Raw genomic sequence first — 17,362 nt, 5'->3', positions numbered from 1 at the left:
CCCCTCCGGCGAAACCCTTTCTTAACTTTTTTTTTTTTCCTTCAAACCCGCGCCCCCCCCCGGCCGGCCCCCCCCGGGCCCCCCCCGGGGGCGGGGGGGCCCCCCCCCCCCCCACGACGACGGAATCCGCCGCCGACGCGGCGGCGGGACGAAGCAGAGCCCCGAGAGAGAACGCAGGAGACAGCGGTGGACAACTCAGGATCGGTCGGGGTGGTGAGCCCGGGCCGGACCGGCCACGACGGCCCGGACCTCGAACTGCTGCGCGCCCAGGTGCGGACCCAGTGGGCCGACGCGCTGGAACACGACGACTTCGGCGACGACGAGGACTTCTTCGAGGCCGGCGGGAACTCCCTGCTGGTGGCCGGCATCATGGCCGCGCTCGGGGCCCTGCTCGGCGTGCGCCTGCCGCTCCGCATGTTCTTCGCCCACCCCACGGTGGACGAACTGGCCGGCGCCCTGGCGGCCCACGAGCTCTCCCCGGCAGGGGCCACGTGAGCGCCCCGCCGCAGTCCGCCCCGCCGCGGTCCGCCCCGCCGCTCTCCGCTCCGTACGCCCCCTGGAGCGTCTGGAACGAGACCGAGCGGCCGTTCCGCGACGACGCCACGATCCCCGGCCTGATCGCCGAGGCCGCCCGGCGGTACCCCGACCGCCCGGCGATCGTGACCTCCGACCGGCAGGTCCTCACCCACGGCGAACTGGACCGCCGGTCCAACCGGCTCGCCCGGCTCCTGCGCGAGCTCGGGCTTGGCCGCGGCTCCACCGTCGGCATCCACGGCGAGCGCGACGCCTCGGCCCTCGTCGGCATGCTCGCGGTCCTCAAGGCCGGCGCCTCCTACGTCCCGCTCGACCCGGCCTGGCCCGCCACCCGGGTGGTCGGACTGCTCGACCAGCTCGACGTGGCGGCCGTGCTGACCGACCGCGCCTCCCTGCCCGCCGTGCAGGAGTTCCGGTGGGAGGTGCCGTCGCTCCGCCACGTGCTGTGCCCCGACATCCCCGAGGAGTTCTCCTGGTCGGCCACCTTCCGGCCCGAGCGGGTCGTCGAACTCTTCGACTACGTGTCCGGCTCCCCGGACCCCCTCGAAGCGGCCGGCTTCAACCTGCGTCCCTCGGAACGGCACTACACCGAGGACGACGTCCGGGCCTACCAGGACCACGTCGCACGGTTCGTACGGGACGCGACGTCCGCCGAACGGCCCGCCGTCCTGGAGATCGGCTGCGGATCCGGCCTCGTCGTCGAGGCCCTGGCACCGTGGGCGTCCCGCTACGTCGCCGTCGACCCCTCACCGGTGGCCGTGGCCCGCAGCGAGGAGACCGGGCTCCGCGCCGGGGGCCGGGTCGAGGGCGTGGTGTGCTTCGCCGACGAGGCCGCCGAGCGGGTCGACGGGCCGTTCGACGTCGTCGTCCTGGCCAGCACGGTGCAGTTCCTGCCCGACCTCGACCACCTGACCGGCGTCCTCGACTCGCTTCTCGGGCTGCTCTCCGACGACGGCGTCGTCGTCCTCGCCGACCTCGCCGACCCCGCGCTGAGCACCCACTCCGGCCTGCGGGTGCCACCCCGCTACGTCGAGCGCCTCCCCGAACTCCTGCCCGGCGTGGCCCGGACGAGCGTCCACCGCCGCCCGGCCGACCGGTTCACCGGCGAACTGGCCGAGCGGTACGACGCCGTCGTCCGCGTCGCGCCGTCCCGCGACCGCGCGGCACCGGGCCGCGAGCCGCTGTGGACCGGCCACCACGTCGGCCTCCGGCCCGCCACCCCCCTCGCCACCGGTCCCACCGCCGACGACGTCTGCTACACCATCTTCACCTCCGGCTCGACCGGCGCGCCCAAGGGAGTCGTCGTCGGCCACCGGTCGGTGGTCAACCTCATCGACTGGGTGAACCGCACCCACGGGGTCGGGCCCGACGACACGATCCTCTTCGTCACGTCCTTCTGCTTCGACCTCTCGGTCTACGACATCTTCGGCGTGCTGGCCGCCGGCGCGACCGTACGCCTGGCGTCCGCCGCGGAGCTCGCCGAACCGGACACGCTGGTGGACCTCCTCGAGCAGGAGGACATCACCGTCTGGGACTCGGCGCCCGCCGCCCTGGCCATGGTCATGCCCTACGTCCAGGCCCGCGAGCCCGCCGGACGCGACACGCTCCGCCTGGTCCTCCTCAGCGGCGACTGGATCCCGGTGCCGCTCCCGGACCGGATCCGGGCCGCGTTCCCGAACGCCGAGGTGGTGGCGCTGGGCGGCGCCACCGAGTGCACCGTCTGGTCGAACCGGTACCGGGTCGGCGAGGTCGACCCCGCGTGGCCGAGCATCCCCTACGGGCAACCGATGCAGAACGCCCGCTACTACGTGCTCGACGGCGCCCTGCGGCCCTGCCCCCTCGGCGAGGAGGGCGACCTGTACATCGCCGGCGCCTGCGTGGCCCAGGGCTATGCCGCGGCCCCCGCGCTCACCGCCGCCAAGTTCCTGCCCGACCCGCTGGCCGGACGCCCCGGCGAGCGCATGTACCGCACCGGCGACCGCGCCCGCTGGCTGCCCAGCGGCGACCTGGAGTTCCTGGGCCGCCTCGACGACCAGGTCAAGGTCCGCGGCTACCGGATCGAACTCGGCGAGGTGCAGAGCGCCCTCCTCCAGTGCCCCGGCGTCCGGGCCGCCTCCGTGGTGGCGCCGACGGGACCGGGCGGGCGGTCCCTGGCCGCCTTCTACGTGCCGGCGGCCGAGCCGCTCCGGAAGGCCGAGGTCGTCCGCGCCCTGAGGACCCTGCTGCCCTCGTACATGATCCCCACGCGCCTCGTCGCGCTCGACGAACTGCCCCTGACCAGCACGGGCAAGGTCGACCGGGCGGCCCTCCTGCGCCGCCTGTAGAACCTCCCCACGGCCCGTGGGGAGGGCAACCCCGCCCAGGACGACCGAAAGGTGACAGCAGCATGGCGCCCCTCACGCACACGCGACGGAGCGTGTCGTCCGTCGACCGGTTCGAGGAGACCGAGGCCGCGCTCCGGCAGCGGGACGGCGTGGCGCAGGCCGCCGTCGTCCCCCACGAGGACGGGACCGGGCGGCGGAGCCTGGTCGCGTACGTCGTCCCCGAGGCGCCGGACGCGGACGTGACCCGGCACGTCGAGATGTGGCGCGCGATCTACGACGACATGTACGGCGGCGACACCGAGCCGGACACCACCACCGGTCTCGGCGACGACTTCACCGGATGGAACAGCTCCTACACCCGTGAACCCATCCCCCTGCCGCAGATGCGCCGGTGGCGCGCGGCCATGGTCGAGCGGGTACGCGGACTGGGAGCGCGCCGGGTGCTGGAGATCGGCGTCGGCTCCGGCCTCCTGCTGGGGCCGCTGGCCCCGGAGGCCGAGGCCTACTGGGGCACCGATTTCTCGGAGCCGGTCGTCGAACGCCTCCGCGCGCAGGCCGCCGCCGACCCGCGGCTGAAGGACAAGGTGACCCTGCGCTGTCAGCCCGCCGACGTCACCGACGGGCTGCCCACGGAGTACTTCGACACGGTCCTCCTCAACTCGGTCGCGCAGTACTTCCCCGATGCCGCCTACCTCTCGGGCGTCCTGGACTCCGCGCTGCGCCGGCTCGCCCCGGGCGGCCGGATCGTCGTCGGCGACATCCGCAACCACGGCACCCTGCGGGAGTTCCTGACGGCCGTCCACCACGCCCAGCGCCCCGACGCCGAGCCGTCCGCGGTCCGGGCGGCGGTCGCCCGCGCCGCGCGCCGCGAGACCGAACTCCACCTCGACCCGGGCTTCTTCACCGAGTGGGCCGGCACGCATCCCGACGTCGTGGCCGTGGACGTCCGGCTCAAGCCCGGACCGGACGCCAACGAACTCACCCGGCACCGCTACGAGGCCGTCCTGCACAAGGGACCGGGCAGCGGCCCGGGCAGCGGACCGGGCAGCCCGACGCGGCTCGCGGACGTCCCCACCGTGGTCTGGGGATCGGACGTGCACCGCCTGTCCGGCCTGGAGGCCGAACAGGCCCGGCACGACGGCCCTTTCCGGCTCACCCGGATACCGAACGCCCGGCTGGTGAGCGAGGCGGCGGAGTGCGGGGTGCCCACCACCGAGCGCGGCACGCCGCTCGACCCGGACTCGCTGCGGACCTGGGGGGAGGACCACGGCCGTGCCGTCCTGTGCACCTGGTCGGCCGAGGCGCCCGGCTGGTTCGAGGCGGTGATCACGCCCCCCGTGCGCACGCCCGCGGACGGCGCGCACTGCTACGACGGCGTGTACCGGCCCCTGGACACCCGGGCCAGGCCGCTCGCCAACGCGCCCGCGGCCTCCCGCCGGGCGTCGAGGCTGCCGGCGGTCCTGCGCCGCGAACTGGCGGCCGAACTCCCCGGCCACCTGGTGCCGGACGACATCGTGGTCCTCGACCGCATGCCGCTGACCTCCCGCGGCGAGATCGACCGCGCCGCGCTCCCCGCACCGGCGCGGGCCGGCGACGACGAGGGCGACCGGACGTGAAGGGCGACGGAGGAGACATGGCGGACAGGGCGGACAGGGCGGTGAACCCGTTCGACGACGAGGACGGCGCGTTCTTCGTGGTGGTGAACGACGAGCAACAGCACGCGCTGTGGCCCACGTTCGCCGACCTGCCCGGCGGCTGGCGGATCGTGGCCGGTCCGGCGGGGCGGGCCGAGAGCATCGCCCACGTCGAGCGGCACTGGACCGACCCGCGGCCCCGGAGCCTGCGCGAGGCGACGCGGACGACCTGAGGCGGAGGACCCGCCCGCCGCCACGGCGGGCCCTGTACCGGCGCGTTCGACCGGGGCTCGTCCGTGCCGAGAGGCCCATCGGCTTCCGTGGGACGCACCGGGATGTACGCGGGATGTACAGGGAGGACCTCCATGGGTGGTCGAGATTCCGATGTCGTCTTCGTCCGATGGCCGGCACAGGCGGATCTGCGGACCCGCTGCCGGAAGGAAGGAATGCCGCGCCTGCTCGTCGTCGAGGCGGGCGCGCAGCCGCCGATCAGCAACGATCCGGTCGAGGACTGGGTACGCCCCCCGGTGTCCCGGGACGACCTCCAGGCCCGGGTCACCGTCCTGCAGAACCGCTTCGACAGCAACCGGGTACCGACGATCGACTCGACCGGAACCCTGAGCTTCGGCCGTCACTCCCTCACCGTCTCCACCACGCAGGCCGAGTTGATGCGGCTGCTCGTGGACCGCTTCGGCGAGGTCGTGCACCGCGCCGAGTTCGTGCAGGGCTTCGCCCGGCGGGCGCTGACGCTGAACAGGAACTCGCTCGACCTGCACATCATGCGGCTCCGCCGCCGGCTCCTGCCCGTCGAACTGTCCATCCGGACCGTGTGGGGGCAGGGCTACATGCTGGAGAACGCCGTCTCCGCCGAGGCCGCCCCGTTGACGAGCGCCTCGGGCATCTGACCGGCGCGACGACCAGCGCTCTTCGCACCGCGATTCCGCTCCGCACCCGCATTCCACAGGAAAAGGGCTCGAAAAGCGCTGGAGAACCGCTGGTGCCGTGATATCGACAAGGCCGTACCCGGCATGAGCATTCGGAACGGGATGCGGGTCGTCTGGCAGCATCGGGTCATGCCCGTCCGCGGGACTTTCCCGAATGGAGTCGACGTGACCCGGACCGAACTGCAAGCGGTGGAATTCCCCACCGAGCGCGCCTGCCCCTTCAGTCCTCCGCCGAAGCTGACCGAACTGCGGGACGACCACCCGGTGAGCAGGCTGGCCTACCCGGACGGCAGCACGGGTTGGCTGGTCACCGGGCACGCCGCGGCGCGCGCCGTGCTCACCGACCCGCGGTTCAGCTCACGCGGCGAACACCGCAGGATGGCGGTCGGCGAGGGAGTCCCCCAGCCGACACGGCCGGGGGTCTTCATCTTCATGGACCCGCCGGAGCACACCCGTTTCCGGAAATTGTTCACCGGTGAATTCACCGTACGGCGGATGAAGAACCTGGAACCGAAGGTGGAGCGGATCACCGCGGACCGCATCGCGGCCATGCGGAAATCCGGATCTCCGGTGGACCTGGTGCAGGAATTCGCCCTGCCCATTCCCTCCCTGGTGATCTGCGAACTGCTGGGCGTCCCTTACGAGGACCACGAGTTCTTCCAGCGGCACTCGGAGACCATGCTCGACTACGAGCGCCCGATGCACGAGGCCATGGAAGCCTTCACCCTGATGGCGGAGTTCCTCACCGCGCTGATCAGCCGCAAGCGCGCGAAGCCCGAGGACGACCTGCTGAGCAGGGTGGCCGCGTCCGACCTCACGGACGCCGAGGCCGCCGGTTCGGCGATGCTCCTCCTCACGGCGGGACACGAGACCACCGCGAAGATGCTCGGGCTCGGCACCTACCTGCTGCTGTCCCGCCCCGAGCAGTGGACGCTGCTCCGGGAGAGGCCGGACCTGATCAACGGCGCCGTCGAGGAGATGATGCGCTACCTGAGCATCGTCCAGTTCGGGATCATCCGCGGAGCCACCGAGGACGTCGAGCTGGACGGCCGGCTGATCCGCGCCGGCGAGGTCGTCACCGTGGCCCTGTCCACCGCCAACCGGGACCCGGAGTCCTTCGCGGACCCGGACGTGTTCGACGTCGGCCGCAATGCCGGACGGCACCTCGCCTTCGGCTACGGCGTGCACCAGTGCGTGGGGCAGCAGCTCGCCAGGATCGAGATGCGCGTGGCGTTCAGCCGGCTGATCTCGGAGTTCCCCGACCTGCACCTGACCGTGGCGCCCGAGGAGATCGAGACGGCCCACCTGGCATCGATGTACGGCGTGAAGCGTCTTCCCGTCGGCTGGTGACGGCGATGCGAGTCGCGGTCGACCCGGCCCGGTGCTGCGGCGCGGGCATGTGCGCCCTGACCCTCCCCGAGGTGTTCGACCAGGACGAGGAGGACGGGACCGTCCTCCTGCTCTCGCCCCGTCCGCCCGAGGAACTGTGGGAGGGCGTCGCGGAATGCGTGCGGCTGTGCCCTTCCCAGGCGATCAGCCTCGACGACGACGCGGCCTGACCCTCGCGCTCCGCCGCCGAGGGCCGGCGCGGTCCGCCCGGACCCGCTGCCCTGTGGGCCTCGCCGGCGGACCGTCGTGCCTTCCACCTGCCCGAAGTGAGGATGCGTGATGAACGCCGACGACATCGCCGTCGTAGGACTCGGCTGCCGCCTCCCCGGCGGCATCGACACCCCCGAAGCGCTCTGGCAGGGCCTGCTGCGGGGCATCGACGCCATCGGCGAGGTGCCCCTGCAGCGGTGGCGCGCCGACGACTGGCACGACGACGATCCGTCGGCGGCCGGGAAGATGACCTCCCGGCGGGGTGGATTCCTCGACGACGTCGCGGGGTTCGACGCCGAGTTCTTCGGCATCTCGCCCACCGAGGCCCGGCAGATGGACCCGCAGCAGCGGCTGGCCCTCGAGGTCGCCTGGGCCGCCGTGGAGGACGCCCGGATCCGGGCCGACCGGCTCGCCGGGTCGGCCACCTCCGTGTACTTCGGCAGCATGTGGCAGGAGTACCACCTCGCCACCGGGGCGTCCCCCGGAGAGATCCGCACACACACGGCCATCGGCACGGACACCTCGATCATCCCGGCCCGCATCGCCTACGCCCTCGGCCTGCGCGGCCCCGTGATGTCCGTCGGCACCGGCTGCAGCTCCTCCCTGGTCGCCGTCCACCAGGCCGTCCGCAGCCTGCGGTCCGGAGAGTCGGACCTCGCCCTGGCGGGCGGGGTCAGTCTCATCCTCCACCCCCACACGACCGTGGCGATGTCCAAGTTCGGCGCGCTCAACCCCGACGGGCAGTGCCGCGCCTTCGACGCCGACGCCGCCGGATACGTCCGCAGCGAGGGCTGCGGCGTCGTCGTGCTGCGCCGGCTCGCGGACGCCCGGCGCAACCGCGACCGGATCTACGCGGTGATCCGGGGCAGCGCCGTCAACAACGACGGCACCACCGACGGCCTGGCCACCCCCGGCGCGGAGACACAGGCCGAGGTGCTGCGCTCGGCCTGGCGGGAGGCCGGCGTCCCCCCGCACCTGGTGTCGTACGTGGAGGCCCACGGCACCGGGACCCGCCGCGGCGACCCGATCGAGGCGGCGGCACTGGCCGACGTGTTCGGCCGGGACCGGAAGGAGCCCCTGCGCATCGGCTCCGCCAAGACCAACTTCGGCCACCTCGAACCCGCCGCCGGAGTGCTCGGCCTGCTCAAGACCTCCCTGGCGCTGTACCACGGTGAACTGCCGGCCAGCCTGCACTTCCGCCGCCCGAACCCCGACATCGACTTCGACGCCGCGAACCTCGCCGTGGTCACCCACCGGCAGCCGTGGCCGGAGGGCCGCCGCCTGGCCGGCGTCAGCAGCTTCGGCTACGGCGGCACCAACGCCCACGTCGCGCTGACCGGCCCGCCGACGGAGACCCCCGAGGCCGCGGAGGCTCCGGAGCCCGCCACGCCGGCACGCGTGCCCTGGGTGCTGTCCGCACGCTCCGAACCGGCCCTGCGGGAACAGGCCCGCCGGCTGCGCGCCCACCTCGCCGACCACCCCGGCCTCTCCCTCGCCGACGTCGGCCACTCCCTGGCCACCACCCGCGCCGACCACGAGCACCGGGCCGTCGTGCTGGGACGGGACCACGCGGAACTGATCCGCGGGCTCGAGGCCCTCGCGTCGGGAGCCCAGGCGCCGAACCTGTTGACCGGAACCGGCGCGGGCGTCGACCCGGTGCTGATGTTCGCCGGGCAGGGCGCCCAGTGGGCCGGCATGGCCGCCGCACTGCTCCGCTCCTCCCCAATCTTCGCCGAACGGTTCGCCGAGTGCGGGACGGCACTCGAACCGTACGTGGACTGGAAGCTCGGCGAGGTCATCGACGACGCCGACGCCCTGGAACGGGTGGACGTCGTGCAACCCGCCCTGTGGGCGGTGATGGTCTCGCTGGCACGGCTCTGGGACCACTTCGGCGTCCGGCCGGCGGTCCTCCTCGGGCACTCGCAGGGCGAGATCGCCGCGGCCTGCGCCTCCGGAGCGCTGTCGATCGAGGACGCCGCCGCCGTGGTGGCGCTGCGCGCCCAGGCCATCCACCGCGGCCTGGCCGGCCAGGGCGGCATGGTCTCCCTGGTGTGCTCCCGGACCGAGGCGCGGCAGCTGACCGCACGGTGGCCGGGCCGCCTGTCCGTGGCCGCCGCCAACGGGCCCCGGAACACCGTCGTCTCCGGCGATCCCGAGGCCCTCGACGCACTGATCGCGCACTGCGGATCCACCGGCGTCCGGGCCAGGCGCATCCCGGTGGACTACGCCTCGCACTCGGCACAGGTCGAGGCGATCCGCGACGACATCCTCACCGCACTGGCGGGGATCCGGCCGCGCCCCGGCGTGGCGGGCTTCTACTCCACCGTCGACGTCGGCCGGATCGACACCGGCACCCTGGACGCGGCCTACTGGTACCGCAACCTGCGCTCCCCGGTCGAACTCCACGCGTGCGTCGGCGAACTGGCCGCCGAGGGCCACCGCGTCTTCGTCGAATGCACCCCGCACCCCGTGCTCACCATGGGCGTGGAGGAGAGCGCCGACGTGCACACCGTCGGCACCCTGCGCCGCCAGGAGGGCGACCGCTTCCTGACGGCCCTGGCCGAGGCGTACACCCGCGGGGTCGACGTCGACTGGAGCCGCGCCTTCGGCCGCGCGAACGTCGTGGACCTCCCCACCTACCCCTTCCAGCACCGGCGGTACTGGATCGACGCGGAGGCGACGGGCGGCACCGGCACGGCCGACGCACCGTTCTGGGACGCGGTCGGCCGGGAGGACCTCGACGAGGTGGCCCGGACCCTGGGCCTCGACGCGGACGCCCTCGCTCCCGTCCTGCCCGCCCTGGCCCAGTGGCGCCGCCGGCGCACCGCGGACTCCGTCGTCGACGACCGGCAGTACCGCGTCGGCTGGAAGCAGCTCCCCGGCGCCGCGGTCCGCCAGGGAGAATGGCTGGCCCTCGTGGCCACCGGTGACGCGTGGGCGAACACCGTCGTCGAGACCCTGACCGGACAAGGACTGCGCGTCACCACCGTGGAGGCCGGACCAGGCCTCGACCGGGACGCCCTCGCCGCCCGCCTGCGCGGCGCCACCTGCGACGGCGTGCTCTGCCTGCCGCCCGCGCACGACGCCCCGCACCCCGCGTACCCCGCCGTCCCCGCGGGGTACGCCATGACGCTCACCGCCGTCCAGGCACTGGGCGACGCGGGGGTGACCGCCCCGCTGTGGTGCGTCACCCGCGACGCCGTCGCCGTCCACGACGAAGCGGTCGCGCCGGACCGGAGCCTGGTGTGGGGACTCGGCAGGGTCGTCGCCCTGGAGCACGGCGCGCGCTGGGGCGGTCTGATCGACGTGTCCGCCGCGTACGACCCCGCCGCCCTGGCCGGGATGCTCACCGGCGTGCACGGCGAGGACCAGATCGCCGTCCGGGAGTCCGTCGCGTACGGTCGCCGCCTGATGCGCGCCGCCACCGGCCCGGCCCGCGACTGGAGCCCCCGGGGCACGGTCCTGATCACCGGCGGCACCGGCGCGCTCGGCGCCGCGGTCGCGCGCCGGCTGGCCGGGCGGGGCGCCGAACACCTGGTGCTGGTCGGCCGCGGCGGGCCGGACACCCCGCGGGCCGAGGCCCTCGCCGCGGAGATCCGCCGGCTCGGGGCCGGGGTCGAGATCGTCGCCTGCGACGTCGCCGACCGGGAGGCCCTCCGGGAACTCGTCGAGAGGACCCGGCCCCGCTCCGTCGTGCACGCCGCCGGGGCGCTGCACGACGGACTCGTCGACGACCTCACCCTCGACCAGGTCGACGCGGCGCTGCGGGTGAAGGCCCGCGGAGCGTGGAACCTGCACGAACTCGCCACCGGGCTCGACGCGTTCGTGCTGTTCTCCTCGTGGGGCGCGACCGTCGGCGTCCCCGGTCAGGGCAACTACGCGCCCGGCAACGCCTACCTGGACGGTCTGGCCGCACTGCGGCACGCCCAGGGGCTGCCCGCGACCTCCGTGGCGTGGGGACCCTGGGACGGCGACGGCATGGCGCAAGGCCCGGTGCGGGAGGTCCTCGACCGCCACGGCGTGCCCCCGATGGCACCGGACCTGGCCCTGACCGCCCTGGACCGGGCCGTCGCGGCCCCGGAACCCTGCACCACCGTGGCCGACGTGCGGTGGGAGCGATTCCGCACCGTGTTCACGGCGACCCGTCCCAGCGCCCTCGTCGGCGATCTGCCCGACGGCGCCGAGGCACCGGACGTACGGGCGCCCGCCTTCCGGCGGCGGCTCGCCGAACTCCCCGCGGAGAGCCGGCCGCACGCCGTGCGGGAGGAGGTCAGGGGGCAGGTCGCCCACCTGCTGGGGCTCCCCGCGGCGGACGCCGTGGACGCCGAACGCACCTTCCGGGAACTCGCCCTCGACTCGGTCCACGGCGTCGAACTGCGCAACCGGCTCGGAGCCGCCACCGGACTGCGGCTGCCCGCCACGCTCATCTTCGACCACCCCACGCCCGCCCAGGTGGCCGACCACATCCTCGACGCGCTGGACCTGGACGCCTCCCCACCCGCCGCCGCGCCGGCCGCCCCCACCGCAACCGCCGCCCCCACCGCAACCGCCGCAACCGCCGCCCCCACCGCAACCGCCGCAACCGCCGCGACCGCCGCCCCCACCGCGCCTGCCGCCCTCACTGCGGCTGGCGCCGCGCCCACCGCAACCACGGCCGTCCCGACCACCCCCACTGCGGCTGCCGACGCGCCCGCCGCCCCCGCTGAGGCCGCCACCGTGCCCGCCGCCTTCGCCGCGGCTGCCGACGCGTCTGCCGCTCCCGCCGCAAGCGCCTCCGTGCCGGCCGCCCTCGCCGCGGCCGCGGTTCCCACCGCAGCCGCCGCCGTGCCGACCGTTCCAACCGCGGCTGCCGCCGTGCCCGCAGCTCCCGGCGCAAGCGCCGCCGTGCCCGCGGCTGCCGCCGCTCCCACCGCGGCTGGCGCCGCGTCGGTTGCCTCCGCCCCGGTCGCCGACCGCTCGGCCGCCCTCACCCGGGCCGCCGACGAACCGGCCGCCGCCGCGCGGGTCGCCCTCGCGCCGGCCGCCGCCGCCCCGGCGCCCGCCGCCGCCGAGGACCGAGAGGGCCCCGCGGAGCCCATCGCGATCGTCTCCATGAGCTGCCGGTTCCCCGGTGGCGTGCACGATCCGGAGAGCTTCTGGCGGCTGCTCGCCGACGGCGGGGACGCCATCACCCCGTTTCCCGAGGACCGCGGCTGGGACCTGTCCTCGCTGTACCACCCCGACCCGGACCACCCCGGGACCAGCTACGTCCGCCACGGCGGATTCGTGGACGCCGCCGCCTTCGACCCCGAGTTCTTCGGCATCAGCCCCCGGGAGGCGCTGACCATGGATCCGCAGCAGCGGATCCTCCTGGAGGGCGCCTGGGACCTGCTGGAGAGGGCCGGCATCGCACCGGACACCCTGCGCGGCAGTGACACCGGCGTCTACCTCGGCACCAACGGCCAGGACTACGCGTCACTGGGCACCCCCCACGGCTCCGAGGGCTTCGGCCTCACCGGCAGCGCCGCCGCCGTGGTCTCCGGCCGCGTCTCGTACGCGCTCGGCCTGGAAGGCCCGTCGGTCACGGTGGACACCGCCTGCTCGGCCTCGCTGGTCGCCGTCCACCTCGCCGCGCAGGCCCTGTCGAGGGGCGAGTGCGCGATGGCCGTCGCCGGCGGCGCCACCGTCATGGCCACCCCACGGCTGTTCGTCGGGTTCAGCCGGCAGCGCGGCCTCGACCCGGGCGGACGCTGCCGCGCCTTCTCGGACGACGCCTCCGGCACCGCGCTCGCCGAGGGCAGCGGACTGCTGCTCCTGGAGAGGCTGTCCGACGCGCGGCGCCACGGGCATCCGGTCCTGGCCGTGATCCGCGGCTCGGCCGTCAACCAGGACGGCACCTCCAACGGGCTCACCGCCCCCAGCGGCCGGGCCCAGCAGCGGGTGATCCGCAAGGCCCTGGCCGCGGCCGGGCTCGAAGCCTCCGACGTGGACGTCGTGGAGGCCCACGGCACCGGCACGACGCTGGGCGACCCCATCGAGGCACACGCCCTGCAGGCCACGTACGGCGCCTCCGGCAGGCCGGTGTGGCTGGGCTCGGTGAAGTCCAACATCGGCCACACCCAGGCGGCCGCGGGCGTGGCCGGGGTGATCAAGACGGTCCTGGCGATGCGCCACGGCCTCGTCCCGCGCACCCTGCACGCCGACACGCCCTCCCGGCACGTGGACTGGGCGGCGAGCTCCCTCCGGCCCGCCACCCACCCCGTCGCCTGGGACGGCGACGGCCCCCGGCGGGCGGGCGTCTCCGCCTTCGGCATCAGCGGCACCAACGCCCACCTGATCCTCGAACAGGCCGCCGAGGCCGAGGAACCGGCGGCCCCCGCCGCCCCTCCCGGGCCGCTGCCCTGGGTCCTCTCCGCGCGGAGCCGCGACGCCCTCCGCGAGCAGGCGTCCCGGCTGGCCGTCCACGTCGGCACGCACCCCGGCACGGACCCGGCCGACCTGGCGTTCTCCCTGGCCACCTCGCGCACGTCCTTCCCGGAGCGCGCCGTCGTCGTCGGCCGGGACACCGCCGACCTGCTCGCCGGACTGCGTGCCGTCACCGGGGGAGAGTCCTCGACGTCGGTGGTGGAAGGGTCGGCGCGGGACGGCCGGACGGCGTTCGTCTTCGCCGGACAGGGAACCCAGCGCGCCGGCATGGGAGCGGACCTGCGCCGGACCTACCCGGTGTTCGACGCCGCCTGGCAGGAGATCCGCGCCGCACTCGACCGGCACCTCCGCCTTCCGCTCGACCGGGTCGTCGACGACCCGGAGGCACTGCGCCGTACCGAGTTCGCGCAGCCCGCGCTGTTCGCCTTCGAGGTGGCGCTGTTCCGGCTCCTGGAGAGCCTCGGGATCACGCCCGACCTGGTCCTCGGACACTCCGTCGGCGAACTCGCCGCCGCCCACGTGGCGGGCGTGCTCTCCCTGGAGGACGCCTGCGCGCTGGTCGCCGCCCGGGCCCGGCTGATGCAGGACCGGCCCGACACCGGCGTCATGCTCGCCCTCCAGGCCGGCGAGCACGAGATCGCCCCGCTGACGTCCCCACGGGTCGCCCTCGCCGCGGTCAACGGACCCGACTCCGTGGTGATCTCCGGTGACGCGGACGCCGTGGACGAGGTGGCCGGACGATTCACCGGACGCCGCGCCAAACGGCTCGACGTGTCCCACGCCTTCCACTCCCCGCACATGGACGGCATGCTCGACGCGTTCCGCCGCGTGGCCGAAGGCCTCACCTTCCACCCGCCGCGCATCCCGCTGGTCACCAACCTGACCGGACGGCTCGTCACCGCCTGCGGCCCCGACCACTGGGTGCGCCAGGTGAGGCAGCCGGTCCGCTTCGCCGACGGCGTCCGCACCGCGCTCGGCGAGGGCGTCACCTCGTTCCTCGGCATCGGCCCCGACGGGACGACCGCCGCCATGACCGAGGACTGCGTGGACCGCGACGCCGTCGTCATCCCCACCCAGCGGCCGGACCGGTCCGGCCCCGAGGCCCTGACCCTGGCGATCGCCACGGCACACACCGCGGGAGCCGCGCCGGACTGGCCCGCGCTCCTCGGCGGGCGGCGTCGCCGCGTCGACCTCCCCACCTACGCCTTCCAGCGGCGGCGCCACTGGCTGGACCCCTCCGGCGCCGGGCACCCCTGGCTGACCGAAACCACCGGACTCGCCGACGGCGGCTGGGTCGTGTCGGGCCGCGTCTCGGCCGCGTCCCAGCCCTGGCTGGCCGACCACGTGGTCCACGGCACCGTGGTCGTCCCCGGCACCGCCCTGCTCGACCTGGTCCTCGCCGCGGCCGGCCGGGCCGGAGCCGCCGGAGTCGGCGAGCTCACGCTGTCCCGGCCGATGGTGCTGCGCGACGCGGCCCGGGTCCAGGTCAGGATCGAGCCCGGCGAACAGGGGCGACGCACGGTGACCCTGCACAGCAGGGTGGACGGCACCCCTGCCTGGACCACCCACGCCGAGGGCGTGCTGCTGGACGAGCCCGGTCCGGAGCCCGCCGACTGGACGATGCCCGACCTGCCCGCCGTCGACCTGACCGGCTTCTACGAGGGCTTCGCCGCCCAGGGCGTCGACTACGGCGCCGCCTTCCACGGCGTCGTCGAACTGCGCGGAGAGGGCCGGACCGCCTGCGGCGTGGTGCGGCTGCCCGTCGCGGAGGCGGGCGGATTCGGTGTCCACCCCGCCCTCCTGGACGCGGCCCTGCAGGTGATGCGCGCGGTGGTCCCGGCCTCCGCCGAGGCCCGCGTCCCGTTCGAGTTCACCGACGTCCGCCTGTACGCCACGGGTGCCACCGAACTCCACGTCCGCGTGGACCTCGTGGACGACGGGATCCGGGCCGCCGTCACCGACCCCGCCGGGGCCCCCGTGATGCACATCGGCGGCCTGCGGCTGCGTCCGGTCGACGCCGGTCAGCTGCGAGCCGCCCTCTCCGTCCCCGACCTCTACCGGGTGGCCTTCCGCCCCGTGCCGAAGACGCACCCGGTGCCGGTCACGGCGCCGATGCCGGTCCTGGGCCGCGGCCCGGTGTCCGAGGCCCTCGGACTGACACCCTCCGAGGCCCTCGGACCGACACCGGTCGAGGCGGGCACGGACGACGGCCCGCGCCGCGTCCTGATCGACGCCACCGGGCTCCCCGAGGGCGTCGAGGCCGCCCACGAGTCGACCGCGCACGCGCTGGACCTGCTGCGCCGGCTGCTGCCGCTCCGGGACACCGAGCTGGTGTGGATCACCCGGGACAGCGTCGCCGCCCGCCCCGACGACCGCGTGCACGGCCTCGCCGGGGCGCCGCTGTGGGGCCTGCTGCGGGCGGCACGGCGCGAACACCCGGAGGCGGCCCTGCGGATCGTCGACTGCGACCGGATCGACGCCGCGACCCTGCTGGCGGCGCTCTCCGTGACCGGCGAACCCGAACTCGCCGTCCGGGACGGAGAAATCCTGGCCCCCCGGCTGACCGCCGCGGGCGCCCCCGGCACACCCACCGCCACGGTGTCCGGCGGAACCGTACTGATCACCGGCGGGACCGGCGAACTCGGCAGGGCCGTCGCCCGGCACCTGGTGACCGAACACGGGGTGCGCGACCTGGTCCTGACCTCACGCGGCGGCCCGTCCGCCCCGCAGGCCGGGGACCTGGTCGCCGAACTGACCGGGGCGGGCGCACGCTCGGTGCGGGTACTGGCCTGCGACGTCACCGACCGCACCCAGGTGGCCGACGTCCTGTCCACGGCCGACGACTGGTCGGCCGTGCTGCACCTCGCGGGCGTGCTCGACGACGGCCTGCTGCTCGACTACGACCGGCGGCGCCTGCGCCAGGTGCTGGCCCCCAAGCTGGACGGCGCCGCGCACCTGGCGGAACTCACCGCCGGGATGGGCCTGTCGGCGTTCGTCCTGTTCTCCTCGGTGGCCGCCACCTTCGGTTCCGCCGGACAGGGCGCGTACGCCGCCGCCAACGCCTGCCTGGACGCCCTCGCCGCCCGCAGCGGCGGCACCAGCCTCGCCTGGGGCCTGTGGGAGCCGACCGGCCCCGGCATGACCGCCCACCTCACCGAGGCGGAGCTACGGCGTCTGCGACGGCAGGGCATCGCCCCGCTGCCCGTCGCCGACGCCCTGCGACTGCTCGACCGGGCGCTGCGCTCACCGGACGGCAACCTCGTCCCCGTCAGGCTCGACCTCGCCGCGTTGGAGGGCGAACCCCCGGCGCTGCTGCGCGGACTCGTCCGGCCCTCCCTCCGCCGCGCCGGCGACGGCCGCGCGGGAGACGGGCTGCGACGGCGCCTGCGCGGCGGTACGCCCGAGGAGCAGGCCGCCACGGTCACCCGGCTCGTGCTGGAGGAGGCCGCCGTCGTCCTGGGACTGCCCGGTCCGGGAGCGCTCAGGAGCAAGGCCGTGCTGAAGGACCTCGGCCTCGACTCCCTGATGGCCGTGGAACTGCGACGCCGGCTCGCGGACGCCGCCGACGTCCCGCTGCCGGCGAGCCTCGCCTTCGACCACCCCACCCCGGCCGCCATCGCGGACCTGCTGACGCGGCGCCTGGGCATCACCCGCCCGGAGACCGCGACCGCACCGGAACCGGGGTCCCCGACGGCCCCGGAAGCCCCGAGAACCCCGAAAACACCGGAAACCCCGCAAACCCCGCAGGCCCTCGCGCCGGCCCGGTCCGCCGCCGAGATCGGCGCCGAACTCGAGGCCCTCCTCGCACTCGATCTGTAGATGCTTCCGTCCCCCCATCGCCCTGCCGGAAGGAACTGCTCCATGTCTGAACAGAGTCGGTTGGAACTCGCCCTGCCCGCCATCCGGGAGCTCAAGAGGCGGG

At 74.9% G+C, this 17,362-nt stretch carries 8 protein-coding genes; all 8 read left to right on the top strand.

Annotated features, from left to right (window positions below; genetic code table 11):
* Positions 1–186: 186 nt before the first annotated feature.
* The 8 genes from ACWD3O_RS28965 to ACWD3O_RS28930 all read left to right on the top strand — a co-directional run bounded on the left by ACWD3O_RS28965 (position 187) and on the right by ACWD3O_RS28930 (position 17,259).
* Positions 187–495, top strand: a complete 309-nt coding sequence (locus tag ACWD3O_RS28965; RefSeq protein ID WP_451414202.1) for an acyl carrier protein — start codon at positions 187–189, stop codon at positions 493–495.
* Positions 492–2,858 (top strand): amino acid adenylation domain-containing protein, encoded by a 2,367-nt coding sequence (locus tag ACWD3O_RS28960; RefSeq protein ID WP_451417946.1) that lies wholly within the window; start codon positions 492–494, stop codon positions 2,856–2,858. Before ACWD3O_RS28965 ends, ACWD3O_RS28960 begins: the two co-directional genes overlap by 4 nt.
* Before the next feature lie 62 nt (positions 2,859–2,920).
* Entirely contained in the window at positions 2,921–4,474 is a 1,554-nt protein-coding gene (locus ACWD3O_RS28955) for a methyltransferase (RefSeq protein ID WP_451417945.1), read from the top strand.
* A gap of 17 nt (positions 4,475–4,491) precedes the next feature.
* On the top strand, positions 4,492–4,725 hold the full coding sequence (locus ACWD3O_RS28950; RefSeq protein ID WP_451417944.1) for an MbtH family protein: 234 nt from the start codon (positions 4,492–4,494) through the stop codon (positions 4,723–4,725).
* Between the two features lie 213 nt (positions 4,726–4,938).
* A complete protein-coding gene (locus tag ACWD3O_RS28945) occupies positions 4,939–5,397 on the top strand; it encodes a helix-turn-helix domain-containing protein (RefSeq protein ID WP_451414198.1) in 459 nt (152 codons plus the stop codon).
* Between the two features lie 204 nt (positions 5,398–5,601).
* The gene (locus ACWD3O_RS28940) at positions 5,602–6,786 is read left to right on the top strand and encodes a cytochrome P450 (protein ID WP_451414197.1); all 1,185 of its coding nucleotides are present in this window, start codon (positions 5,602–5,604) and stop codon (positions 6,784–6,786) included.
* A gap of 5 nt (positions 6,787–6,791) precedes the next feature.
* Positions 6,792–6,995, top strand: a complete 204-nt coding sequence (locus ACWD3O_RS28935) for a ferredoxin (protein ID WP_451414203.1) — start codon at positions 6,792–6,794, stop codon at positions 6,993–6,995.
* A 109-nt stretch (positions 6,996–7,104) separates the two neighbouring features.
* Positions 7,105–17,259, top strand: a complete 10,155-nt coding sequence (locus ACWD3O_RS28930) for a type I polyketide synthase (protein WP_451417943.1) — start codon at positions 7,105–7,107, stop codon at positions 17,257–17,259.
* Positions 17,260–17,362 lie beyond the last annotated feature (103 nt).

Source organism: Streptomyces sp. NPDC002640 (genome assembly GCF_053592575.1).
The sequence above is the reverse complement of the archived record's forward strand: the minus strand, read 5'-3'. Positions and strand labels throughout refer to the sequence as shown.

Bases quoted from the DNA above. Each gene is read 5' to 3' on its own strand.
- ACWD3O_RS28950 (WP_451417944.1), top strand. From the start codon at position 4,492: ATGGCGGACAGGGCGGACAGGGCGGTGAACCCGTTCGACGACGAGGAC.
- ACWD3O_RS28945 (WP_451414198.1), top strand. From the start codon at position 4,939: ATGCCGCGCCTGCTCGTCGTCGAGGCGGGCGCGCAGCCGCCGATCAGC.
- ACWD3O_RS28955 (WP_451417945.1), top strand. From the start codon at position 2,921: ATGGCGCCCCTCACGCACACGCGACGGAGCGTGTCGTCCGTCGACCGG.
- ACWD3O_RS28930 (WP_451417943.1), top strand. From the start codon at position 7,105: ATGAACGCCGACGACATCGCCGTCGTAGGACTCGGCTGCCGCCTCCCC.
- ACWD3O_RS28935 (WP_451414203.1), top strand. From the start codon at position 6,792: ATGCGAGTCGCGGTCGACCCGGCCCGGTGCTGCGGCGCGGGCATGTGC.